At 38.6% G+C, this 22,341-nt stretch carries 22 protein-coding genes; 5 read left to right on the top strand and 17 right to left on the bottom strand.

Features of this window, described 5'->3' with window-relative positions:
* Positions 1–51: 51 nt before the first annotated feature.
* Genes ABH902_RS10205 through ABH902_RS10215 form a run of 3 tightly spaced genes read right to left on the bottom strand, consistent with a single transcriptional unit; the run spans position 52 to position 1,354 of the window.
* Positions 52–789, bottom strand: coding sequence for a peptidoglycan amidohydrolase family protein (locus ABH902_RS10205; RefSeq protein WP_404590618.1), 738 nt, complete (start codon positions 787–789; stop codon positions 52–54).
* Positions 776–1,024 (bottom strand): phage holin, encoded by a 249-nt coding sequence (locus ABH902_RS10210; RefSeq protein WP_404590619.1) that lies wholly within the window; start codon positions 1,022–1,024, stop codon positions 776–778. The genes ABH902_RS10205 and ABH902_RS10210 overlap by 14 nt, the downstream gene beginning before the upstream one ends.
* Positions 1,025–1,027: 3 nt before the next feature.
* Positions 1,028–1,354, bottom strand: coding sequence for a hypothetical protein (locus ABH902_RS10215; RefSeq protein WP_404590620.1), 327 nt, complete (start codon positions 1,352–1,354; stop codon positions 1,028–1,030).
* Positions 1,355–1,935: 581 nt separating this feature from the next.
* Between ABH902_RS10215 and ABH902_RS10220 the strand changes: the two genes are divergently transcribed.
* Positions 1,936–6,258 carry an LPXTG cell wall anchor domain-containing protein gene (locus tag ABH902_RS10220; RefSeq protein ID WP_404590621.1) on the top strand — a complete coding sequence of 1,441 codons (4,323 nt, stop codon included), beginning with the start codon at positions 1,936–1,938 and terminating at the stop codon, positions 6,256–6,258.
* Positions 6,259–6,423: 165 nt separating this feature from the next.
* Here ABH902_RS10220 and ABH902_RS10225 read toward each other — a convergent pair whose 3' ends face one another.
* The 13 genes from ABH902_RS10225 to ABH902_RS10285 all read right to left on the bottom strand — a co-directional run bounded on the left by ABH902_RS10225 (position 6,424) and on the right by ABH902_RS10285 (position 18,344).
* Positions 6,424–8,490: a BglG family transcription antiterminator gene (locus ABH902_RS10225; RefSeq protein WP_404590622.1), complete on the bottom strand. Its 2,067-nt coding sequence runs from the start codon at positions 8,488–8,490 to the stop codon at positions 6,424–6,426.
* Between the two features lie 191 nt (positions 8,491–8,681).
* Positions 8,682–9,311, bottom strand: a complete 630-nt coding sequence (locus tag ABH902_RS10230; RefSeq protein WP_404590623.1) for a ketohydroxyglutarate aldolase — start codon at positions 9,309–9,311, stop codon at positions 8,682–8,684.
* 12 nt (positions 9,312–9,323) lie between these two features.
* Positions 9,324–10,217, bottom strand: coding sequence for a 4-hydroxy-tetrahydrodipicolinate synthase (gene dapA / locus ABH902_RS10235; RefSeq protein ID WP_404590624.1), 894 nt, complete (start codon positions 10,215–10,217; stop codon positions 9,324–9,326).
* Positions 10,214–10,822 (bottom strand): SIS domain-containing protein, encoded by a 609-nt coding sequence (locus ABH902_RS10240; RefSeq protein WP_404590625.1) that lies wholly within the window; start codon positions 10,820–10,822, stop codon positions 10,214–10,216. The genes dapA and ABH902_RS10240 overlap by 4 nt, the downstream gene beginning before the upstream one ends.
* 136 nt (positions 10,823–10,958) lie before the next feature.
* Complete coding sequence (locus ABH902_RS10245; protein WP_404590626.1) at positions 10,959–12,218, bottom strand: PTS ascorbate transporter subunit IIC; 1,260 nt, start codon at positions 12,216–12,218, stop codon at positions 10,959–10,961.
* Between the two features lie 20 nt (positions 12,219–12,238).
* Positions 12,239–12,517 carry a PTS sugar transporter subunit IIB gene (locus ABH902_RS10250; RefSeq protein ID WP_154777044.1) on the bottom strand — a complete coding sequence of 93 codons (279 nt, stop codon included), beginning with the start codon at positions 12,515–12,517 and terminating at the stop codon, positions 12,239–12,241.
* On the bottom strand, positions 12,510–12,974 hold the full coding sequence (locus tag ABH902_RS10255; protein ID WP_404590627.1) for a PTS sugar transporter subunit IIA: 465 nt from the start codon (positions 12,972–12,974) through the stop codon (positions 12,510–12,512). The genes ABH902_RS10250 and ABH902_RS10255 overlap by 8 nt, the downstream gene beginning before the upstream one ends.
* A gap of 410 nt (positions 12,975–13,384) precedes the next feature.
* A complete protein-coding gene (locus ABH902_RS10260) occupies positions 13,385–14,326 on the bottom strand; it encodes a sugar-binding transcriptional regulator (RefSeq protein ID WP_404590628.1) in 942 nt (313 codons plus the stop codon).
* 81 nt (positions 14,327–14,407) lie between these two features.
* Entirely contained in the window at positions 14,408–14,764 is a 357-nt protein-coding gene (locus tag ABH902_RS10265; RefSeq protein ID WP_404590629.1) for a PTS glucitol/sorbitol transporter subunit IIA, read from the bottom strand.
* 24 nt (positions 14,765–14,788) lie between these two features.
* Positions 14,789–15,802, bottom strand: a complete 1,014-nt coding sequence (locus ABH902_RS10270) for a PTS glucitol/sorbitol transporter subunit IIB (RefSeq protein ID WP_404590630.1) — start codon at positions 15,800–15,802, stop codon at positions 14,789–14,791.
* Between the two features lie 24 nt (positions 15,803–15,826).
* A complete protein-coding gene (locus ABH902_RS10275; protein WP_404590631.1) occupies positions 15,827–16,354 on the bottom strand; it encodes a PTS glucitol/sorbitol transporter subunit IIC in 528 nt (175 codons plus the stop codon).
* Between the two features lie 23 nt (positions 16,355–16,377).
* A complete protein-coding gene (locus ABH902_RS10280; protein ID WP_404590632.1) occupies positions 16,378–16,764 on the bottom strand; it encodes a transcriptional regulator GutM in 387 nt (128 codons plus the stop codon).
* Between the two features lie 332 nt (positions 16,765–17,096).
* Positions 17,097–18,344: an NAD(P)H-dependent oxidoreductase gene (locus tag ABH902_RS10285; RefSeq protein ID WP_404590633.1), complete on the bottom strand. Its 1,248-nt coding sequence runs from the start codon at positions 18,342–18,344 to the stop codon at positions 17,097–17,099.
* A 293-nt stretch (positions 18,345–18,637) separates the two neighbouring features.
* Here ABH902_RS10285 and ABH902_RS10290 point away from each other — a divergent pair, with 293 nt between their 5' ends.
* The 4 genes from ABH902_RS10290 to pcp all read left to right on the top strand — a co-directional run bounded on the left by ABH902_RS10290 (position 18,638) and on the right by pcp (position 21,305).
* The gene (locus ABH902_RS10290; RefSeq protein ID WP_404590634.1) at positions 18,638–18,802 is read left to right on the top strand and encodes a beta-class phenol-soluble modulin; all 165 of its coding nucleotides are present in this window, start codon (positions 18,638–18,640) and stop codon (positions 18,800–18,802) included.
* Positions 18,803–19,020: 218 nt separating this feature from the next.
* Entirely contained in the window at positions 19,021–19,707 is a 687-nt protein-coding gene (locus tag ABH902_RS10295) for a DUF969 domain-containing protein (protein WP_404590635.1), read from the top strand.
* A complete protein-coding gene (locus tag ABH902_RS10300; RefSeq protein WP_404590636.1) occupies positions 19,707–20,627 on the top strand; it encodes a DUF979 domain-containing protein in 921 nt (306 codons plus the stop codon). Before ABH902_RS10295 ends, ABH902_RS10300 begins: the two co-directional genes overlap by 1 nt.
* A 30-nt stretch (positions 20,628–20,657) precedes the next feature.
* Complete coding sequence (pcp, locus tag ABH902_RS10305) at positions 20,658–21,305, top strand: pyroglutamyl-peptidase I (RefSeq protein ID WP_404590637.1); 648 nt, start codon at positions 20,658–20,660, stop codon at positions 21,303–21,305.
* A 319-nt stretch (positions 21,306–21,624) separates the two neighbouring features.
* Here pcp and ABH902_RS10310 read toward each other — a convergent pair whose 3' ends face one another.
* Positions 21,625–22,071 (bottom strand): hypothetical protein, encoded by a 447-nt coding sequence (locus tag ABH902_RS10310; RefSeq protein ID WP_404590638.1) that lies wholly within the window; start codon positions 22,069–22,071, stop codon positions 21,625–21,627.
* Positions 22,072–22,341 lie beyond the last annotated feature (270 nt).

Here is a 22,341-nt window from a genome sequence, read left to right on the forward strand (position 1 = left end):
TCCCCTATTATAGCAAAGTTCTTATTTATTTACCTAATAAAGCGGCTGAGCTTAATTGAAAAAGCCCCGTCCCCAAGTTGTGTCGATTTGTCCATCGTCCGGACCTACTGCCACGTAGCGTCTTGCACCACTTGCGGCAATATAACTGATCCAAGCATAACCGTTGGCCATAATGTAGCTATCATAATAAATCGCCATGCCGGCTTGATAATGTGCCAAAGCAGGACTTGCCTGATCATCCGGATTGGTGTCTTTACTAACAGCCAGCGTACGATCGGGATAAAAAATGCCGCTTAATGGCTTCAAACCCGCTGCTTGAGTCGGTGCCTGTGGTTTAACTGGCGCTGTAATCGTTTGGCCATAGCGATAAATAGTGATGGGCGGACAGCCGTTAACTGTCCAGATGACATCATGATTATTAGAGGTAATCCCATTGTAGCCATAATTACAGTGAATAATCGTATCTTGATTATCTGTAAAAATTCCAGTATGACCAGCAGCACCGCTTGAAGCTCCTCTGCTGCCCCAAATAAAAATATCGCCTCTTTGGGCTGGGAAGTTTCCTGTTGCATCTGGTGCTACCTGCTTCCAGCCCGCTTTTTCTAAATGCCCAAAAAGTGAATCAGTATTGCCAATCGTATGTTGCGGTAAAAAGCCGCCACTAATCAAGGCTAAATATACAGCACTGGAGCAATCATAACTGTTCGGTCCTAAACGTTGATTCATAGAATAAGAGACTTTTCCTTGTCGATCAGTCATCCATTTTAGCATGTTTTCAAGATTTGCCATCTTTTTTCAACTCCTTTAAATGCTCATCTGCCTGTATTGCGGCAGAAGTAAAGCTATTGTTTTTCCACCAGGACATAATGGCTGAAACGATGGTAAACAGCAGAGAAACTACTTGATAAATAGTATCCTCCACAATATCCAAGGTGCCTTTTCCTAAAATTGCCAGTAATTGATTCAATAAAGCCAGAAGCAAAATAATAGTTCTGGCAATTGTGTCTGCAGATAATTGGTTCATTGCTTACTCCTTTCTAAGTAATGTTTTTATGCGTTCATCATGCTTAATGACTGTGTCTTCCATTTCACCGATTTTTTCATCATGGTCATCTAATCTTTCCGCCACTTCTGAATATCGTTCATGGAGCAATCTTGTTTCACTCTTAACGTTCTCCGACAAATGAGTGATCGCTTCGGATAAGCCATCCAGATTTGTTTTAATAGGATCGGTAATATTAGCTTTAATTGCCTCAAAAGCTTTTTTAATGAGCCAAATCAGCCAAGCGCCTACAGATCCAACAATAGCCAGTAAAGCTGCTATTTCTGCAATTGTTAACCCTAAAAACTTCATAATTCACCATCTTTCCATTTTTTTACCATACAACAAGTGTTCTTTTGACTACCTATTCATCAACGGCTTATCGCCTAAGTTCTCCATCTATACGACAAGTTTACTTTCTTTCACGCTGAATGACCTCTCACCTTACTGCTAAAATACTCCCAAAAAACTGACTTAATCTTATGCGTACTTGAAAAAAAACATCCCCGTATCTACAGAAGTGAATCAAAATGTTTCACATGAAACAAAAAATAACGACGGAGCGCTTAAGACTTTCATCGTTTTTTCTGTAGTTAAAAAGCAATGTTATGCATTGCCAAAAATATTTTTATGCTGTTTTTTTAATTACATCCTCTTTATATTTGTGAAATTCCCAATATAAAAAATATACCTTGATTTTATTCAAATATAAATTCATTAATTAACAACAAAACAATATATCTTCTCAAAAAATTATGTATATGAACAAAAACATGAAAATATTTTACTTTTTATCGATGTATAATTACAATTACATTAATATAATATTTATTAAATATTTATTATGTTGTTGTTAATAAGATGGATAATAAAAGGAAGGTATGTGATTTTAAATGAAGGAAACCCTAAAAAAAGGATCATTTAAGTTTTTATTGTATTCAAGCACGATGTTGACTGGTATTGCTTCACCTATTTGTACATTGGCAACCACAATAGAACAAGCAAATGCTCCGACTAAAACTGCAGTAAAAAGAGAGTATCAGGACACATTAGCAAAATATGAGCAGGCAAGAGCTGCTTATGTTGCCACAAAAGAGAAGTATGATCAGGCTTTAGAGGCTTATAAGTCTGTCAAAGCGAAGGCTGACACAACCTATGCAACAGCGACTCAATTAAAAGAAGAATTCGATGATCTAAAAACCGCTTATGAAACAGAGCTGCAAAATTATAAACGGATTTCTGAAACCTATGAAGACAATAAAGCGACTTACGAAGCAAATAAAACGAAGTATGAAGAGCAGGTTGATCAATTCAAAGAAGTAAAAGCTGCTTACGAAGCCGAACAAGCACTTTATAATTCTACTGAAACGGCTTTTCTCAACAAGCAAACGACCTATTTAACAGCTCTAGCGGATCATGAAGCGTTAAACCGGACAGCCACGGAAAAAAGAGAAGCTTATGAAAAGCTACGCGTTCAATACGAGAACAAACGGATAATTTATGAAGCAGCGGCAGCGGATTACCGAGCGATTCAAACGGCCTATAATGATGCCAAGCTTCAATATACAAACCAGTTAGCTAATTATAATAATCAGAAAACTGCCTACGAAAGCTTGTTGGAAACATATCAACAGAAAAAATCAGCTTTTGATATCAAAGCAGACGAATTCAACCAAGCAACTGCTCAATACAATACCTTAAAACTTGCTTTAGCAGAAGCCAAAGAAGCCGCAACAGCCATTAAAACAGAGTATGATCAGATTTTGGAAGATTATCAGGCGCTGTTGACCGACTATCAGACAGCCAAAACAGACTATTTAGCAAAAAAATCAGCTTATGAAACACATTTATCTGAGCTAAATATAACCATTGATGATTACGAAGCGCAACTCGCGGTCTATAATACCATCAAAGATGACTATAACACCGCTAAACAAGAGTATGAAACCGCACTAACCCACTACAACGAATTGTCCGACCAATTAACTGAATCGGTCAACCAGTATGAAACTAAACGTGCAGCTTATGAAACTGAAAAAATAACTTTCCAACAAAAAACCACAGCCTACGAAAACGCCAAATCAGCTTATGAACAACAAAAATCAGCTTACGATGCCCAACTTGCTACTTATACAGCAAAATTGAATACATATGATGAAAAAAGAAGTGCAGCTCAAGCGATTTTAACACAATACGAACAAGGAACAGCTGAATATAACGCAGCCCTAACAGCATATAATGAAAATACTCAGCTGTACAACGAGGTTTACCAAGACTTCCAGCAGGTCAAAGCCAACGCAGCGACTCTTACTGCAACATTTAAAGAGACCCACCAAGCTTATGAAGCGGCAGTAAAAGATTATCAAAAAATCGCCGACGCCTACCAAGCAATTAAGCAAGAGCATGCGGCACTTGTTACTCAGCACAATCAAGCAAAAGCCACTTATCAAAAGCTGGAACAAACGTACCAAGAGATCAGTGCTTCTTACGCACAAGTAATGAACGTTTACGCTGATACCGAAACAGCTTACCAGGCCGCTCTAGCTAAAACGAGTGAAGTAAAAGAAAAATATGCTCAGGTAAAAACCGACTATGAAGCTGTAGCTGCTAAATTTACAGATGGATTGACTGCCTACGAAGCGGCTGAAGAAAAGTATCAATCAGCAAATGCAGCCTATGAACAAATCCACCAGCAATACGAAACCGCTCAAGCTGAGTATGATCGCTTATTTCAAATCAAACAAACTCTTGAAACAGAACTAACTCAAATAAAAACGGAGCTTACCCAAACAAAAACCTCATTCAATAAATTAGAAGAAACCTTAGCAACGACTCAAAACCAATATACCGCTTTAGAAACACAATATGACGAAGCGTTGTTAAATTATCAAACAGTCAAAGAGCAATTCACAGCTTTAACCCATGATTATGAAATTGCTCAAGCCGCCTATGCTGCTGCAGCACAAGCACTCAAAACAGCCACAGAAACCTATCAAGCAGCAGAAGCAGAGTATCGCGCATTAGCAGCTCTTTATGCAGAACTGAAGGAAAAGTATCAGGCGACCTTGAAAACCTACAATACAACTGTTGACACCTTGACCACGTTAAAGGATGAACAAGCTGTGCATAATGCTGAATATACAGCTGTATCAACTGAATACCAATCGGTCAAAGAAGTGTTTAAAACGATGAAGACAGCTTACACTACTATAGATGCAAAGTATCAGGCAGCTCTTTCAGCCAAGAATGCGGCAGATGCCGATTATCAACAGGCGAAGGAAAAATTAACTACTTTGAAAGAGCAATACACTACTGCTCAACAGTCTTATCAAGTGCTGCAGTCTCAATATGATCAAGCAAAAACAGAATATCTGACCGCCGGTAAACCTTATGAAGATGCGAAAGCAGCTTATGATAAAGCAGTCGTTGCCACTCAGGCTATTAACGCTGCTATCACTAAAATGAACCAAGTCTTCGAAACCTTCCCTTCAGATCAAATGACTTTGGAGAATCTTGAAAAGATTCCGGATACAGTGACAGACTGGGAAAATCAATACAAGGAAGCTAAGCTGCTCTTACAAAATGCCTTGGATCAATCGTGGCCGCTGGTTAAGGATTATCAGGAAAAAAATGATCTTTACAATGCCAGCTCAATCGTACCAGATAATAATCCGACAAATGTCTACAGCCCAGCCACTTTTGAAAATGATTTAAAGGCATTTATCCAAGAAGCTGAAAATAAAATGACGAAAAATATCGAAAATGTTCAGGCTTATCAAAAATATTGCCATGCCTACAATGATTTCCAAACAGCCTACACCACTTATACAGATGGATGGAGTTTGAATAATGAGGGCGATCCTAAAAATGAATATGCCACTGTCTGGCAGCCGATTTTAAATAGCTTAATGTTTAATTTAGACCAGCAAGGAGCAGGTGATGCCTTTTTACCACTTGGCTATACGACGAAAGAACTTTCTGATATGAATACTTCAGCGGACTGGACAGCCTTTGTAGCTAAGTATCAATCTTCAGTAGAAGCGATTATTGATAAAGCGTCTGTCTATGCAGACTATCTAACGGAGGTTGCAAGCAAATGGACTGCCGCCAAGACAGCTTTCTTAGAAGAAATCGAAGCGTTTAATACTGCTACAAATAATAATGTTACGATGCAAAACAAAGTAGATCCACTGCCTACACAAGCTAGCGGCATGGTTAAAGGATTTCAAAAAGCACTGGAATATAATTTAAATGAATTATCAAATTTACCTTTTGTCGAAGAAGATGGCGTTTCCATTTTGGAATGGGTCACCTCCTACTTTGGTAATTTCCAAGGCTATACAGGCGTCATCACCGGTCAGAAAATAATCAATACAGTTACTCCACTGCCAGAGTTTAAAGCTGATTTAACCAGCATGAATACGTTCAGTATTGAACCAGTCATTGCTCCGACAATTCCGGAAGTTCAAGAAATGCCGGAAGTTTTTGTAGCACCGGAAACATTGACAGAACCTCAAGAAATCGAGCCGGTAGAAGAACCTGTCAATAATGCTGCAGCACCTTCACAGGCATCAATCAAAATTATTGAATCAGTTACGGGAATTAACTTACCAAGCTTAACCAATGAACATGGTTCACAACCCTCAGAACCTATCGTTGATTTAGGTGTTTCTAATGATGTAATAGCAGTCACGCCGGAGTATGAAGAAGCTGAAGCAAGTACTGAACCGGAAAATCCTATTGATTTAACTGACTTAGAAGAGGTAACAGATGTACCAGCAGTGGAAAAACCGCAGCAAATAGAAGAAGCGCCTTCCGTAGATGAACCCATTATTGCTGATCCAAATTCACCAGATAACGTAAATAATGCAGGGGTGCCGATCGAAAAAAGTGCGACAATTACTGACCCTTCCAAACCTGAAACAGTCGTCAATCCGGATGAATGCTCACACCCGGCAGCACCAAAACCTTTGCCAGCACCGAAAGAAAAGACCATAAAACCGGCAACTACTGGAAACACACAAGCAGTTCAAACGGCAGAATCTTCCGTTAAAAAGCCTGAAAGTACTCAATTACCAACTACACGCTCAGCTAAAAGATTACCGCAAACCGGAACAACAACTGATACAATGAGGCAGCAAATAGGCGGTCTAATGGCGGGCGCTGCCGGCACGCTTATGTTTTGGAAACGCAAAAAAGGCAAACATGCCAAGTAAATATTAAATAAAAAAGCACGGCCACACAGCACATCATCATGAATTATGCAAAAATAGAGGAGCACGGCGAAATTACTATGCTCCTCTATTTATCAGTATCCAAATGTCAAGCTCTTCGGCAATTTCATAAAATACGCTAATGCAAAAAGCGCATTCGCTTCTTTATTAAGCGAAAAATCGACGAATATAAGCAGCAATCTCGCTGACCGGCGGCTGTTGATCCAACAACTGGAAAAAGTCCTGATCATCTAGCAGCTGAACTAAATCTGCAATGGCATTAATATGCTTGGTATTATCCACTGCGGACAACGTAAAAATATATTTAACCGGATTATTTTCAGATGAATCAAAATCAAGCGGTGTCGCCAACGTGGTAATGCCTAGTCCTAATTGAAGCGCGCCGTCACTTGGTCTGGCATGCGGTAAAGCCACGTGCTTTGAAATCAGCATATATGGACCTTCGTTTTGAGCCGTTTGTATGATTTTCTCCACATAATTTCTGGTGATAATCGCTTTTTGCACCATTGGCGAAGCTGCTACATAGATCGCTTCCCTCCAATTTCTGGCCTTAACGTTTAATTGAATACAGTCAAGATCAATAATCTCGCCTAATCTCGGGCCCTCATGACTGGTTTCCTGCACCAGCTTATCTGATTCTGTCAAATATTGATACAGTTCCTTTTCTAACGCCAGCTTGTTTTTTATCGTTGCGTTTTTTTCAATAATCGCTAAAATTTTGTTTACGCTGGGTAGCTTGAAGGTAAGTGAACCGATTTCGGTATACACATCGCGAATAAGATTGTATTTTTCTTCGGTATTCATGATCGGATTAACGACATAAACAGGTTTTTTTGTTGAATAAAGACGAATGTTGGGAACCGTGGTAAAAATGACATCTACATCTGTATCCAGCTTATTCAAAGCATTGGTTTCGACAGGTCCGATAAAAATAAATTCGGGAAAGGTAGACATCAATTCAGTATACACAATGGATGAGCTGCCGATGCCATTCGGACAAACAATCAAAGCGACTTTTTGCCGCACCTGCAGCTCATCAAAATCGTTAATCAACGAGGCAAAATGAATGGTCAAAAAAGCAATTTCTTCTTCTGGTATCTTATATTCAAACAACGCACTGATCGGCTTCATTGTTTCAGAAACAATATTGTACAATTCCTGATATTCGACTTTAATTTTTTCAAATAAAGGATTGACGATCGGCAGTTTGAAGAAAAGACGATAATAGGTCGGACGAAAATGATTAAACAGCTGCCGAATGACCTGCTCGCTGTTTTTGAAACGAATTCCTGAAAGCATCTCAAAACGGGTGGTTATCCGTTCCACTAATTCTTTAATAATGGATGTATCACTAGATGCCGGTTCCAGCTTGCCTACCGAGATGCCTAAAATCCACGCACAAACATAATGGGATGAATATTTACTTTCGGCATCAAAGGTGTTCAAAATGGAGACTGCAAACGCATATTCCTTCATTTCCAGGAAAACAGAAAAGTTATATTTTTGATAAAACTCTGTACAATCTTTTTTCAAACGCGGCAGCAGCAGCAAAAAGGTATACACAAATTCTTTTTTGCGATTTTCCACAAAATGAATTTGATATTCCTGCATCGCTGTTTCAATCGTTGCTTCTACATCTGCATACCGCATCAAGTGATTAGTTTCGATGAAATAGTCATAGAGAAAATGCTGTGTACTCGTTGAAAAATCAAGGATAATCAGCTTCATTAAATAATAACGAATAGCAAACTCGTCGCCAACTAATGAATATCCCTCTTTACGTGAATAGGAGATGGAAAGATGTGCCAGACTTAATTCAGTTTCCAGCTTTTTCAAGTCATTGCTGAAGGTCGTTTTGCCGACATTTAAAATTTCTAGAAAATGCTGCATGGAAAGATACGTATCATTATAGTAAAACAGCATTAAAAAGATATATTTCTGCCGCTCTGTGCTACTCATGATGTAATCACTGGTATAGTCCTCAGACAGCATTAAATCAATAAAATACTTTCGGCTTTCCGAGCTTAAGCTGATAATGGCGCCATCATTTTTAATCGTTGCTTGATGCGCTGCACTTAAAAAAGCATTTAACTTGTCAATCGAATATTCCAATTGTCTTTTAGTAATGGCGTTTTGTTCCATTAACAGATGTGTCTCAATCATTGGTCGCTCCACTAATTTTTCAATTAACAGCCGAGAACGTTCATCAAGCATTCTTTTCTCCTCCATACTTTTTGTAAAAAATAACATGAATTACCTGTATTAATTCCCTCGTATTTTACTAAAAAACACTGAAAAAGTATACTTTAGCTTAAAAAATCCTTTATTTTTTCATTATAAACAAGGACCTACCTCAAATTACCATATTTTATAAATAAACCTTTCAATAAACATATATAACAAATCTACTTATTAAAGTTCATTACTTTTTCTCGCAGTGCTTGTGCGTTCGCACCAATTTGCTCCGTCGTGCCTTTGGTTAATAAGCTGCCGATACCGATACAGTCCACACCTGCTGCCAGCCATTCGTTTACATTTTCGATAGTTGCACCGCCGGAAGATAGGATAGGTACATAAGGTAGTGGCGTTTTGACTGCTCCGACTAATGTAGGACCATAATAATTGGAAATCGGGAAAGCCTTCACCATTGAAGCACCACTCTCCAAAGCTGTAACCACCTCTGTCATTGAGGTACAGCCGGGCATATAAGGAATCTGATATCGATTGCACAGCTTACTGACTTCTAAATTAAAATTGGGAGCAATCACAAATTCAGCACCTTGTAAAATCGCCAGTCTAGCTGTTTCACTATCTAAAACTGTTCCAGCGCCGACCACCAATGTGTCGCCGTATATTTCTTTTAATTGATGAATGATTTCTCCGGCGTTGTTGTTCGTATAGCTGATTTCCAGACAAGAGATTTGACCTTGAAGACAGCCTGCTACAATTTCCTGCGCTCGTTCAATCGTTTCGACACGTACAATAGCCATTAATTTTTCATCAATAATTCTTTGTAGCGTTGCTAGTTTTTTCATTGCAAGAACCTCCTAGATTTTTTCGGTAGCGTAATTTTCGGTTAACACTTTGTTCATTTCCTGTATTTTTTCAGGATCGGCAACCGGTAGCGTTGGCGTGCGAGGTGCGCCGACATCAATTCCCATAAAGGAAAGGCTGTATTTTAAAACAGAAGGAATCGTTCCAAATTTTAAGATACGGCGAAATTCTTCAATGCTGTCCTGAGCAGCTTGAGCCTCAGCCAGATCGCCATTTTTGAAGTGTGTATAAATCGCTACATCTGTCTTTGATAATACATTGGAGGTCGCTGCGACTGCACCGGCTGCACCTAATTTTAGTGCTTTTAAGATAAGTGAATCTGACCCGGATAACACGACAAAGTCTTCCTCCTTATTCTTCTCAATATGCTCTTTCATTAGCTCAATATCGCCGCTGCTGTCTTTAATACCAATAATATTCGGCAGCTTCGCCAAACGTGCGACCAGTTGACTAGACAAAGGATTCCCTGTGTTTTTCGGAATATTATATAAAAGAATCGGGATATTCGCTTGAGCAGCAATCGTTTGATAATGGGTAAAAAGCTCTTCCTCTGTTAAAGGTACAAAGTAAGGACTAATTACAGAAACAGCATCCACACCAACCTCTGCAAAGGCATTGGTCAATGCAATAACCTCTTCTGTCGAATTGCCGCCGCTGCCTGCATAGACAGGTACACGTCCTGCTACTGCTTCAACTACGATCTTTGCAAACGCAAGCTTTTCTTCCTTTGACAGGACATGAAATTCGCCGTTTGTTCCTAAAATAAAAAGACCATTAATGTGTTGATCTATCAAATGATTCACTAATTGTCTGGTCGCTGCTTCATTTATTTTGCCATCTGCGGTAAATGGTGTCACCATTGCTGAAATAATGCCGGCTACCTTCATCCTTTTACACTCCCCTTAATTGCTGCTCCCAAGCTGCCACCCGGATGCCATTTGTAATACATTTCAGGATCCAGCTGGTTTTCTTCCTGCAATAAAATAGATAACGCCTGCAAAACAATGATTTCTGCTAAAATCGATGCTCTTGGTGGTTTATTTAAGGTGTCGCCTTCCTCTTCTACTCCTGCAAAAAGAAAGACCTCTGACTGCTCCGCCAGCCAAGAATGCTCACGCCCTGAAACACCAATAATCACTGCTTCATTATTTTTTAGTGTTTGCACCGTTTTCTTCAATTCTTCCGTTTCTCCACTGTTTGACAAAGCAATGACCACATCGCCAGCTTCTACTTGACCAGAAGAACCATGAATCGCTTCTGTACCGTCTAAAAAATACGTAGGCGTTCCAATTGAAGAATACAAAGAAGCAATATAATGTGCGACGTGTCCGGGTTTACCAATACCAGTAACATGCACGCGACCGCCCAGTTTTTGAGCTTCCTTAATCAGCTCGCTTGCCGCTTCCAGCGCTTCACTGCTGGTTTTATCAATAATCTGTTTCGTTTCTTTTTCAGTAATTGAAAAATAATTAGCTAATCGTTCTTGATACATATACATCCTCCTTTAAACTAAAACTTGCGACACTAAAAAACAGAAGCTGCACCGGACAAAAGCAAATCAATACTGACGTATCCGATTTTTGTGAATTTCTCCTTTTTCAGGTGCAGCTTCCGCCTCTATTTGTTAATTAATGAAAGATACTTAAAATTTTCTCTAGTAAAATACCGACTACGTTGTAATCAATATTCGGGAAGGTAGAACCTTCCAAGCCCATGCTGCCATATACTGGATACAGAATGGTCGGTAAGAAAGCCAGAAGCAGACCTACGACAAACGATCCTGCAACAGCTCCACGCCAGCCGCCAGTTGAATTTCCGAAAACGCCGGCTGTTCCTCCTGAAAAGAAGCAGATATGGGCTGCCGGGATAATCACGACCGGAAACTTGAAGACCACCATTACCAAGACACCGAGCAGTCCTGCAGCATATGCAGAGATGAAGCCGACAATAACTGCCGTCGGGGCAAAAGGAAAGACAGTTGGTACATCCAATGCTGGACGAGAATTTGGAATGAATTTCTCAGAGATAGAAACAAAGGCTGCCGTAATTTCCGCCAAGAACATCCGTACACCAGTCATCAAGATAGACATCCCCGCAGCAAATGTAAAGGCCTGTACAAATGGGAAGACTAACCAATGCTGTGTTCCTGCTAGTTCCTGCGTTATTTCTCTTCCCGCTTTCAGTGCTGATACATAGAACAAGACCAGCATAACAGCGGCAACACCCATTAAGAAATCTCTAAAGAAAGACAACCATTTTGGAAAATTAATATGCTCAGTTGTTTTATCTTTGTGTTTACTGAAAAGCTTACCGATATAACCAGATAACGCATAGCCGATCATGTTAAAATGTCCGATGGCTGTGGCATCACTGCCAGTAATTTTGCGCATAAACGGTTGACAAAGCTGTGGTAAGGCTGCTGAAAAGAAGCCCAATAAAGTTCCGCCTAAAAGAATAGCTGCAACATCAGAAATTCCGTAAGATTTAATAATTAATGACAATACACAAGCGAAAAATAAGCTATGTCCCGTTGTGAAGAAAATATTCTTAAACGGTGTAATACGGGCAATCACCAAGTTCATAATAAACCCTAAAATTAAAGTACAAGAGGTAACCAAAGCATATTGGGTTTGTGCTAAGGCTGTCGCAGCTTCCGGAGAAGCTACGACTCCGACAATATGAAAGCCCTTTTGGAACAAGGTATTGAAATTTTGCAAAGCACCGGTCATGATTGAACCGCCGGCACTAAAAATTAAAAAGCCGATAATGGTTTTAAAGGTTCCTGTTAAAACTTCGGTTCCCGTTTTCTTCTGGGCAATCAAACCAACAAAAGCAACCAGCCCTAACAAAACCGCTGGTGTACTTAAAAAACTAATGATGAAATCCATCACTCATACACTCCTTTATTCTACGCATTTAAAAAAGCAGCTAATTTTTCCTGAATTTCTTTTTTATCGACAATGTTTGTAATGCCGATAATGGTTTGCGGCAGATTTTTTTGTTCCAATTCCTGCGCCACATCTGTTAACGTGATTAATAAATCACCTGAAAAGCCTGGTACACCATCTAAAGAGGAATGTTCCACCTCAATAGGATAATTATTTTCTTTGATTACTTCATTTACTTTTATTTTCAACATTAAGCTGGAACCAACGCCAGCACGACATGCAACTAATGCTTTATGCATCTTCTTCATTCCTCTCTACTTGTTTAATATAGTTAATAATTTCCTGTGGCTGATCCGTTGACGCTAATTGTTCAAAAAAGGCTGGATCACTTAATAATCCGACCAGCTCAGACAGCGCTTTCAAATGAGTTTTTCCATCAGAAGCACTTAATGCAAAAAGATATTTCACTGGATCATTGGTTTCATGCCCGGAAATAACCGGTTTTGCCAAGGTTGTAATTCCAATGGCTGTTTTTAAAGCGCCGGCATCACTTGGTGCATGAGGCAAAGCAACATGTTTAGTAATAACAATGTAAGGTCCTGTTTCTTCATAAATACTCAGGATTTTTTCTACATATTGTTCGGTTATAACCTTGTCATTTACTAGAGGTGAAGTTGCTTTTATGATTGCTTCTTCAAATGTATCTGCTGTCACATTCAGCTGAATATAACTTTCTTTTAAAATTTCACTTAACAAATTCTATCACCTTCAGTATTTTTTTGTTTCAAGCGATCGACTTGATGTAATTACCTTACACCTAGACTATAGGTCACCCGGTCACAATTGGCAATAACGATTAAGACCTGATTTAGTTGGCCGTTCTGACAAAAAGTGAACCGAAGTAACAAACATTTTCACTAAATCCAGCAACTGTTTTCCATTTACTGATAAATTTACCGTTATTTTCACATTAAGCCCCAGCTTTTGTTTCAAACGCTTACAAAAAATGGGATGAAAAGAGGCACGACATTCAACATAACTCTTTTTCTAACAAAAAAATCCTTCCATGATTATTCATGAAAGGATTTTTAGTCTTTTTTCTAATTAAAAAGGAGAAATATGAGTAATTGTGAAATATTGAACATTAATAATTAAAACATGCTAGCTTATTCTTCTAGCAGTTTCATCGCAATCGTGTCTGTGGTTATCAAAACATTAATGAGCTTTTTCGTTACAGCGACTTGGATGGCATTGAATTTTTCATCTCCGTAAGCAATCGTCATAACTGTAGGGATTTGCTGGATTTCTTTTAAATTAATACCCAGAACATTTCGATTGATCATGCAGTCAGCTTCTTCACCCGTTGCATCAAAAAAACGGGAATTTATATCACCAATGACGTGATTGGCTTTAATTTCACTTAAATCATCCTGATTCAAATAACCAATTTTAACCATAGTGCTTTCTTTAAAGGGACTGGAAATTCCTACCAATGCAATATCGACTGTTTTACTTTCTTCAAAAACTGCATGAATTGTGGGATTGTCCTTCAATTCTTTTTTGATGCGTTCATTGGAGACTAGTGCCGGCGCATATAAGTATTTGGCTTTAGCCCGCATTTTTCTAGCTAAATCATAGCAAAGCTGATTGGAGTGAATATCAATATAGTCATCTCCCATTCCCCCAATTAGAGGAAAAACAGTGATATCCGACTGATTAGTGTACGGATAATGGCTAACCAATCCTCTTAATGATTCGCCCCAAGAAATACCGATTGAGGAAGTATTTTTAGATATTTCTTTTAAGTACAAGGCTGCTTCACGGCTAATCGTTTTGCTGATTTCATTATTTTCAACTTCTGAGGTATCTACAATTATGACCCGCTTGAGATCATATTTGCGTTCTAGCTTGCGCTCTAAATTAACGGTATACGCACTTTTACTATTGATAAAGATTTCAACGATTCCTGATTTTTTAGCATCTAGTAGTATTTTAGAAATTAACGAACGGGAAACACCGATTTTTTTAGCAATTTCAGCCTGTGTCATTCCTTCTTCATAATACATTGTAGCTACTCTAACGAATTCTTTTTCTTCTAATTGATCCATAGAATAGACCCTCCACCTTATTCATTATGATTAATATACCACAATAACTTACGGGCGAACAACACAGGCTTGCTTTGCTAATTATTGATGAAAGCGAATTGTGTCGTTAAGCTTCACTGCCGGATAAATTTCCGGCTCCGCGATAATTGCGCCCGGTAGAATTTCATTTTCACCTGTTCTAAAATAAATAGAAATATGTCCCAGTTCATCAAAATTCTTATTTGCCGCGTCGCCAACCTTAGTAATCGTATAGGTTTGTCCACCGATCTCCATCTTTAAACCTGGTTTTAAAAGATTCTCCGGCTGCTTGTTAAATTCATGGATCACACAGATGGATCTTAGTTCTGCTGTCGCTGTCGGTCCAAATAGTACCAAAAGTTTTTCTTCCGCGAAAGCCGCAACCAATTCGCCAATTTCTATCACTTTACTTTCAATCATTTTTTTCCACCTCATTCATTAAAATTAATACATGCCAATACTAAATATCCAAGCAATCACCACAGCTAGTGCACCTGTTACAACGCGACTGTACAAGATTGCCGGTACGCCGACCTGAACAGTTTCTGGTTTGGCCTCGCCTAATGACAAACCTACAGGAATAAAATCACAACCGGCCTGCGCATTGATAGCAAACAATGCCGGCAGTGCGTAGGTTACGGGAATTGAGCCAGCCGCAATTTGGGTGCCAATTAATACGCCAACCACTTGAGCAATGACTGCACCCGGTCCTAAAATAGGTGACAAGAACGGCAAGCTGCAAATAAAAGCAATCACGATCATTCCTAAAATAGAATCAGAAATCGGTGCCAGCAGGTTCGCAATTAAATCGCCAATCCCCGTATAATTAATAATCCCTATCAGCATACTGATAAAGGCCATGAAAGGAATGATATTTTTTAAAAGCATATCCACTGCGTCACGCCCAGCTTGATAGAAAACACCCATGATTTTCCCGATGCCTCTGGAAAACTTAATCAAAAAACCGTCTTCCTTTTGTTTATTCGCTTTATGCTCTGCTTTAGCTTGCGCATATTTTTCGTCAAAGGAGGCTTCTTTTACTTCTATTTGTTCAACAGTAGCTGATGCTTCTGGCTCTTTTTCAACTGCTACGTCCATAACTTCAATATCTTTAGGCGTTACACCGGATACGAAAATATCTTCTGTAATGTGCTTGGATAACGGACCAGATGGAGAGGACGGCAAAACATCTATCGTGGGAATCCGCTTCATTGGATACACGCCTATTCGGGCAGTTCCGCCGCAGTCAATTACCGCTGCCATAATTTCATCCTCCGGCACAGAGTTAGCAAAGCCATCCACTACCTCTGCTCCGCTTAAATCAGCAATTGCTTGAGCAACCGGATGAATCCCGCCGCCAGTTACCGAAATCACTTTGGTCTTTTTGCCTTGTGGTTCAAGTTCCAAGCCGACACCCCAGCCGCCGGTACCTTTTTTGACTAATACTTTTTTATACATAATTTATTGTCCTCCGATATGTGATTATAAAGTAATCCCCTCACGTCTAATCAAAAATTTCGTTATTCTTTCTGTAATAACGCCTCTTACAAATACAATAACAATACCGCACAGAAAATAACGAACAGCCAAACTTCCCTGATCGTAGCCGGCTTTCATTACTCCATTGGCAATACCTAAATAAACAAAGAGCTCGCCTGCATTAGCATAGGGAAAAAGGCCCGTTACAGGATGCAAAAAGGTTACTACCGAATCATAAAAAGCTGGTTTTTCTACTTCCTTAACGAATTTCCCAAATGTATAGGCCATCGGATTGGTCAAAAGCATAACGGACAGCACTGGCATCACCGTATATCTCAGTAGCGTAAAACGCGCACTACGTTCAATTGCTCTATTTACGCGGTCTTCCCCGATAAAAGCAATCAACGAATACGTAAAGGTCAGCAGTACAATCAGCAAAGGAATAATACCCGTCATAAATCCCATAAACGTTTCACCGCCGGCTTCAAAAAGGCCGATGAAATTTTTTCCAAACCACTCAATATATTTCATATCTACTATTTCCTCCTATTTTATTAAATAGTAATCGCTTCCATTTTTTTGTTAATTAGTTGTTTAAAGACTTTTTGCTTCAGCTTCGATTTTTCTTGCTCCAGTTGTATTAGTAACATACTGTCCAACAGCTTCCCATCGAATGTTTTAAACCGTCGAAATCTCGAAAAAATCGTTAAGCCGCTATAAAAATATAGCTCAATAATGGTATCTTTTTCATCTGTTATTACCACTGCTACGATAGAAGTCATAAGATGCTTCGCTACTTCTGTTGTTAAATGGTATCCTTTTGCTTCACTGTATTTCTGTGCCAGTTTCTTTACAAAATTATTATAATACTTCACCTGATACAGGCTGAACACCGTTTGCAGCAACAAAATAACGGTTGCTAATGCCGCCAGACTACTCAATAAATCCCCTCCTTCTTATTTATGCAGAAACAAAAGTGCAATCAGCCAAAATTGATTTAAATACTCTGTATTATTTTATTATTTTTGTTATGTTTTCCAGCAACAAGAATTGTTTTACCAGATATATTCTTTTTTCTTTGTGAATATTTAGATGTCAAAAAAGGAGCAACTTCTGTTTCTGCTATTTATTAAAATGCATTTATGACTGACTTTTAACATATTACATCAAGTACAGCCACTTATTTATTCTAGGGTATTTTATTTTCTTTCACAAGGTTAGCCGTTATGAAAAATCTGTTTATTCAGCAAAATCCTATACTTTACTTGTTACTTTATGCAAAAGTTTCATCCTGCAATTTACGTAATTTGAAAACAGTCATTGACTCATCTAGTTCGATATCATCATACGTTAAGAATGCTCCATCTTGGATATCACGTTTTGCTACAGCTGAACCACCGATGAGACCGATTGGAATATTGCCGTTTTTCTTCATATCCCCATGTGTTTCTAAAACGCCGCGTACACAAAATCCGCCAATTCCGTCAATTCTTTCCCCTGCTTTGATCGCTTTTTTCGCAACAGCTACCGTTTCAGAAATCGGCGCGCCTAGCGGTACAATGGCATGATCATGCTCTAAGACGGCACGGGCAATGGTTAACGGCGTTTCCAGACTACATAGATGATAAGGCCGATATAAAATATGATGATCCCGATCACCTTTTTTCATTAAATAATTTAGCTCATGCTGTACACCTTCATTTTGGCCTTTGACAATACAGAAAATGCCCGGGGCAATGCCATCCACATATTCCACAACACCAAAGCTGTTCAAAACGCCGCCGTTTTCTTTGAGATCCAGATTGTTCACTGTACCGTCCAAGTCAGCAGAAATTCCGTGCATACCCACTACGTCTGGTACAAAGCCGATGGCATTCGATAATAAGTTCATTTCCGCCATGGTTTTGGTTCCATCCTGAAACGCTGCCAGCATATGACTGTTCATTTTCTTTGAATCTGCTTCAGCTTGTGCAGTGTCAGGATTCGCACTTACTTTCAATGCATTGTTTTTGCCTTTGCCGGCTACTAAAACTTCCATACCCATGCTTTTCGCGAATTCGTACATTTGAGCAGTCGCAGCAGGTTCGTCTCCATCCGATCCGGTATAAACCAAGCCAGCAGCATCATATAATTTTTTCATTAAGGGGCCAATGGTAATGTCAATCTCAACATTCAATAATACCAAGTGCTTTTTAGCAATTAATGTTTCTAAGGAAATTTTCGCTCCTACTTCCGGAACACCTGTCGCATCAACGATCACTTCCACATTTGGCGATTGGACAATTTCCTTAAAATCGGTGCTAGTTAAGATTGACCTTTTTTTGTTTGCGCTTGCATTATATGCGTCAGCTGCACGTTTAGCGGCATCTATATTAATATCACTAATCCCTGCGACAACCATTCCAGGAATGGTGGAAATTTGTGAAACCATCCCGAAGCCCATTTGCCCGGCTCCAATCACGCCAACTTTAATTGAGTTTCCTTCTTGTTCTCTCTGCAATAATTTTCCGTACAAAGTCATTTTTATTCCTCCTGTGCAATTTTTGTCATTTGACAAATACATTGTCATTTGATTATTACATTAAAATTATGACAAATGAATTGTCATATGTCAATGGTTATTTAATGACTCTGTGAAATTTTTTGTGGTAATAATTATTGTCGTGCTTGTTTCCTCTCAATCGGGAGTTATTTTTCATTTAAATTGCTATAAAATTTTATATTCACAAAATTAATCAAATTTAGTTTGCAAAAAACACGTTTTTTTTACAATTTGTCTTGTGTATACTATTTGAAGGAAAGGAGGGATAGAGGATGGCTTTAGAAGGATTATTTGATTCGATACGTGCGGTTGTTCAAAGTGCGATCTATGGTGACTGGGTGCATTTAGGCTTAAGTATCGTTGATATTGTTCAAAATTCTCTTGGAATTGCTTTTGAGTTAGCTTACACATTATTAAGTCTGTTAGGTTTTATCTAATATTTTTATTTTGTTTGTGGTCTTATTTTGTAGCTGAAGCAATCATTCTAAAAAGACTGTTCGACTCATTTTTTATGAGAAGAACAGTTTTTTCTTTGTATTTATTTGATTTCATTGTCTTTTTTACCCTTTAAAAATGGCACAGTATACTTGATAATTCTTTACATCATGTTATTTATTGCTTTATAATAAGGTATTACTTTAAGGAGATGAATTAGATGGAATGGATCAAATTAATCGGGATTCTGATTATTTTAGTCGGATTTATTTTAAAATTCGACACAATCGCCGTTGTTATCATTGCGGCATTAGTCACAGCACTTGTATCAGGAATTTCGATTGGTGACTTCTTCACTATGCTGGGTGAAGCCTTTGTAAATAATCGTTTAGTCACGATTTTCTTACTGACTTTACCGATGATCGGTGTATCAGAACGTTTTGGCTTAAGACAGCAGGCTGTTATTTTAATACAGAAAATCAAAGGGCTGACACCGGGTAAATTCTTAACGCTTTACACAGCCATTAGAGAAATTGCCGGCTTGTTTGGGATTCGTATTTCCGGACATCCCCAATTTGTTCGACCTATTGTCAATCCGATGGCGCAGGCTGCTGCAAAGACAAAATACGGTGAGCTTTCCGAAGCAGACGAAGATAAAATTAAAGCACGAGCTGCTGCCAATGAAAATTACGGAAACTTCTTTGCCCAAAATACTTTTGTAGCTGCCTCAGGTGTGTTATTAATTGCAGGAACATTGAAGGATCTGAATTACGATGTATCAGAAGGCAGCATCGCTCGCTTAGCGTTGTTGATCGCTTTGATTGCTCTTGTTTTAACGGCGATTTCCAATATGCTTTTTGATCGAAAATTAGCGAAAAAATACGGGAAAAAAGAGGGGGAAAAATAATGGCGGAATTGTTACCAAATATTCTAGAATTCTTTTATATCTTAATTGGACTGCTGGCTATTATGACCTCCGTTCGTGCTTTTAGAGACAAAACGAATAAAGCACGTATTGGCACAGGACTTTTCTGGTTGATTCTGGGAGTTATTTTTGCCGCAGGAAATTTCATTCCTTATATGGTTTCCGGTATACTATTAGCCATTATTGGTGTGCTTACATTGTTTAAGCAAGTAAAGGTTGGAAAGTTAGCGGAATTAAGTGAAAAAGAAGGCGAAGAATCTGCGAAAAGAATTGGCAGCTGGGTCTTTTTCCCTTCTGTCCTATTGGCTGCTGTCGCTGTCGGTATTTCTTATACACCGCTTGGCGGGCAAGTAGGAATCGGAATTGCTTCGATTGTTGCTTTACTAGTTGCGATGTTCATTACACGCGCAAAACCTAAAACAGTTTTGGATGATACAGATCGGATGTTTCAATCGGTTGGAACGACAGGGATTTTACCCCAATTACTTGCAGCGCTTGGCGTCATTTTTAATGCTGCTGGTGTAGGCGATGTTATTTCTAATGCTATTTCCGGTTTTGTTCCTGAAGGAAATCGTTTTGTAGGGGTGGTTGCTTACTGTTTGGGTATGATGATCTTTACAATGGTTATGGGGAACGGCTTTGCAGCCTTTACTGTTATTACTGCGGGAATTGGTGTGCCTTTCGTTATTGCGCAGGGCGGCGATCCTGTGGTTGCCGGTACCTTAGCGATGACTGCCGGCTTTTGCGGAACGCTTTTAACACCAATGGCAGCTAACTTTAATGCCCTGCCAGCGGCACTTTTGGAAATGAAAGATCCTAACGGCGTTATTAAGACACAAGCTCCAATGGCGTTCATTATGATTGTCATTCATATCGTATTAATGTATCTTTTGGCGTTTTAGTTTTACAATAGATGAGAGAGGATGATTACGATGAAAATATTAGTTACAGGTTTTGATCCATTTGGCGGAGAATCTACGAATCCTGCCTTAGAAGCAGTGAAGGGGCTTCCGAACGAAATCAATGGAGCGGAAATTATTAAGCTGGAAATTCCAACTGTTTTTAACAAATCTGCTGAGGTAACGAAAAAAGCGATTTTACAGCATCAGCCGGATGTCGTATTGAATATCGGACAAGCTGGCGGACGTTATACTGTGACACCGGAACGTATAGCAATTAATGTAGATGATGCTCGTATTCCAGACAACGAAGGCAATCAGCCAATCGATGTACCGATCCACGAAGATGGCGCGCCTGCTTACTTTACTCAATTACCGGTAAAAGCAATGGTTAAAACTATCAAAGAAGCCGGGCTTCCTGCTGCGCTGTCAAATTCTGCCGGAACATTTGTCTGCAACCATATTATGTACCAAGTTCAATACATGATTGACAAAGAATTTCCTGAAATAAAGGGCGGCTTCATTCACGTACCGTTTATTGCCTCCCAAGTCGTTGATAAACCGGGAAATCCTTTTATGAGCTTAACAGATATTATTACTTCTCTTGAAAAAGCTATCGAAGCAATCGTGGCATTTGACGGAAAAGAAGATGTTAAAACAATTGAAGGAACAACGCATTAAGAGACTTATCTAGCTTTACCCATAATTATTTTTTAGGATATCTCAACTATGGTACACTAAACATGTAGTGAGAACTACAAAAAGGCGCGCAAATCCTTATGAAAAACCCCTTAGTAAACATAACTGAGTCTACTAAGGGATTTTTTACGCTCTGTTCATTACATAATGCTTCTTGAGCTTCTAACCAATTACTCGCGCTCTTTCCTTGCTTATTATAATTGAGTATAGTAACGATATCTCATTTTAAAGACTAACAGATAAAACTTTTTTACCTTTAAGATCAACTAAAATTCACATAAAAGTACGGCGCTATACATACTTATCTTGTAACTCTTTTATATTCCATCGGTTTGCTTAGTCCAGTTAATTCTGGGTTTGTGGTACCGAAATTTAGAATAATATTTCCGTTCTTCAACAAGACAATATTGTACCCAAGTTTCTCCTTTTTATTTTCAAAACGATAGTAAACATCTTCTGATTCATCAGACTTAGAAACAAACTTAGTTTTTGTGTTCTCTCGATCATCATACTTGATATCCAACCCTTTATCATTTCTTGATATATAAACTTTTTCTCCTGACCAATCAGGGTCTACACACTCCCATGTCCCAATCAAAGCATCATATTCCCTCTTAGATAGACTCACTTTTTCCACACTGACCGTTGTTGCTGTACTATCTAAACTCGTTTTTTTGCTATTCGATGCACAAGCAGTTAAAATAAAAACTGCCATTATGAACATTAAATTTGTTACTATTTTTCGCATAGAAACATTCCTTTATTTTATAATAAACTTCTTAATAGGATAGTTTAAACTTCACTACTAAGCGACAATCAAATATAAAATTTGATCTTGATTGTTTGTTAATTTATCAGTCTTTTCTTCAAAAGCACCTAAAAATTAAAGCCAAAATAGATTCAACTAACATCAGCTCTCCTTCTTAATTTATAATACCAAAAGTAATAATATATATATACAAAAAATTATTTAACTTGCGTTCTCTAAATAATCATGCTTGAAGAGACAGAAAAAAAC

The organism is Enterococcus sp. UD-01 (assembly GCF_044909655.1).
In the GTDB taxonomy this organism is placed as follows: domain Bacteria; phylum Bacillota; class Bacilli; order Lactobacillales; family Enterococcaceae; genus Enterococcus_L.

Coding starts and splice junctions, on each gene's coding strand:
- ABH902_RS10205 (WP_404590618.1), bottom strand. CDS start 789: ATGGCAAATCTTGAAAACATGCTAAAATGGATGACTGATCGACAAGGA.
- ABH902_RS10210 (WP_404590619.1), bottom strand. CDS start 1,024: ATGAACCAATTATCTGCAGACACAATTGCCAGAACTATTATTTTGCTT.
- ABH902_RS10215 (WP_404590620.1), bottom strand. CDS start 1,354: ATGAAGTTTTTAGGGTTAACAATTGCAGAAATAGCAGCTTTACTGGCT.
- ABH902_RS10220 (WP_404590621.1), top strand. CDS start 1,936: ATGAAGGAAACCCTAAAAAAAGGATCATTTAAGTTTTTATTGTATTCA.
- ABH902_RS10225 (WP_404590622.1), bottom strand. CDS start 8,490: ATGCTTGATGAACGTTCTCGGCTGTTAATTGAAAAATTAGTGGAGCGA.
- ABH902_RS10230 (WP_404590623.1), bottom strand. CDS start 9,311: ATGAAAAAACTAGCAACGCTACAAAGAATTATTGATGAAAAATTAATG.
- dapA (WP_404590624.1), bottom strand. CDS start 10,217: ATGAAGGTAGCCGGCATTATTTCAGCAATGGTGACACCATTTACCGCA.
- ABH902_RS10240 (WP_404590625.1), bottom strand. CDS start 10,822: ATGTATCAAGAACGATTAGCTAATTATTTTTCAATTACTGAAAAAGAA.
- ABH902_RS10245 (WP_404590626.1), bottom strand. CDS start 12,218: ATGGATTTCATCATTAGTTTTTTAAGTACACCAGCGGTTTTGTTAGGG.
- ABH902_RS10250 (WP_154777044.1), bottom strand. CDS start 12,517: ATGCATAAAGCATTAGTTGCATGTCGTGCTGGCGTTGGTTCCAGCTTA.
- ABH902_RS10260 (WP_404590628.1), bottom strand. CDS start 14,326: ATGGATCAATTAGAAGAAAAAGAATTCGTTAGAGTAGCTACAATGTAT.
- ABH902_RS10265 (WP_404590629.1), bottom strand. CDS start 14,764: ATGATTGAAAGTAAAGTGATAGAAATTGGCGAATTGGTTGCGGCTTTC.
- ABH902_RS10270 (WP_404590630.1), bottom strand. CDS start 15,802: ATGTATAAAAAAGTATTAGTCAAAAAAGGTACCGGCGGCTGGGGTGTC.
- ABH902_RS10275 (WP_404590631.1), bottom strand. CDS start 16,354: ATGAAATATATTGAGTGGTTTGGAAAAAATTTCATCGGCCTTTTTGAA.
- ABH902_RS10285 (WP_404590633.1), bottom strand. CDS start 18,344: ATGACTTTGTACGGAAAATTATTGCAGAGAGAACAAGAAGGAAACTCA.
- ABH902_RS10290 (WP_404590634.1), top strand. CDS start 18,638: ATGGCTTTAGAAGGATTATTTGATTCGATACGTGCGGTTGTTCAAAGT.
- ABH902_RS10295 (WP_404590635.1), top strand. CDS start 19,021: ATGGAATGGATCAAATTAATCGGGATTCTGATTATTTTAGTCGGATTT.
- ABH902_RS10300 (WP_404590636.1), top strand. CDS start 19,707: ATGGCGGAATTGTTACCAAATATTCTAGAATTCTTTTATATCTTAATT.
- pcp (WP_404590637.1), top strand. CDS start 20,658: ATGAAAATATTAGTTACAGGTTTTGATCCATTTGGCGGAGAATCTACG.
- ABH902_RS10310 (WP_404590638.1), bottom strand. CDS start 22,071: ATGCGAAAAATAGTAACAAATTTAATGTTCATAATGGCAGTTTTTATT.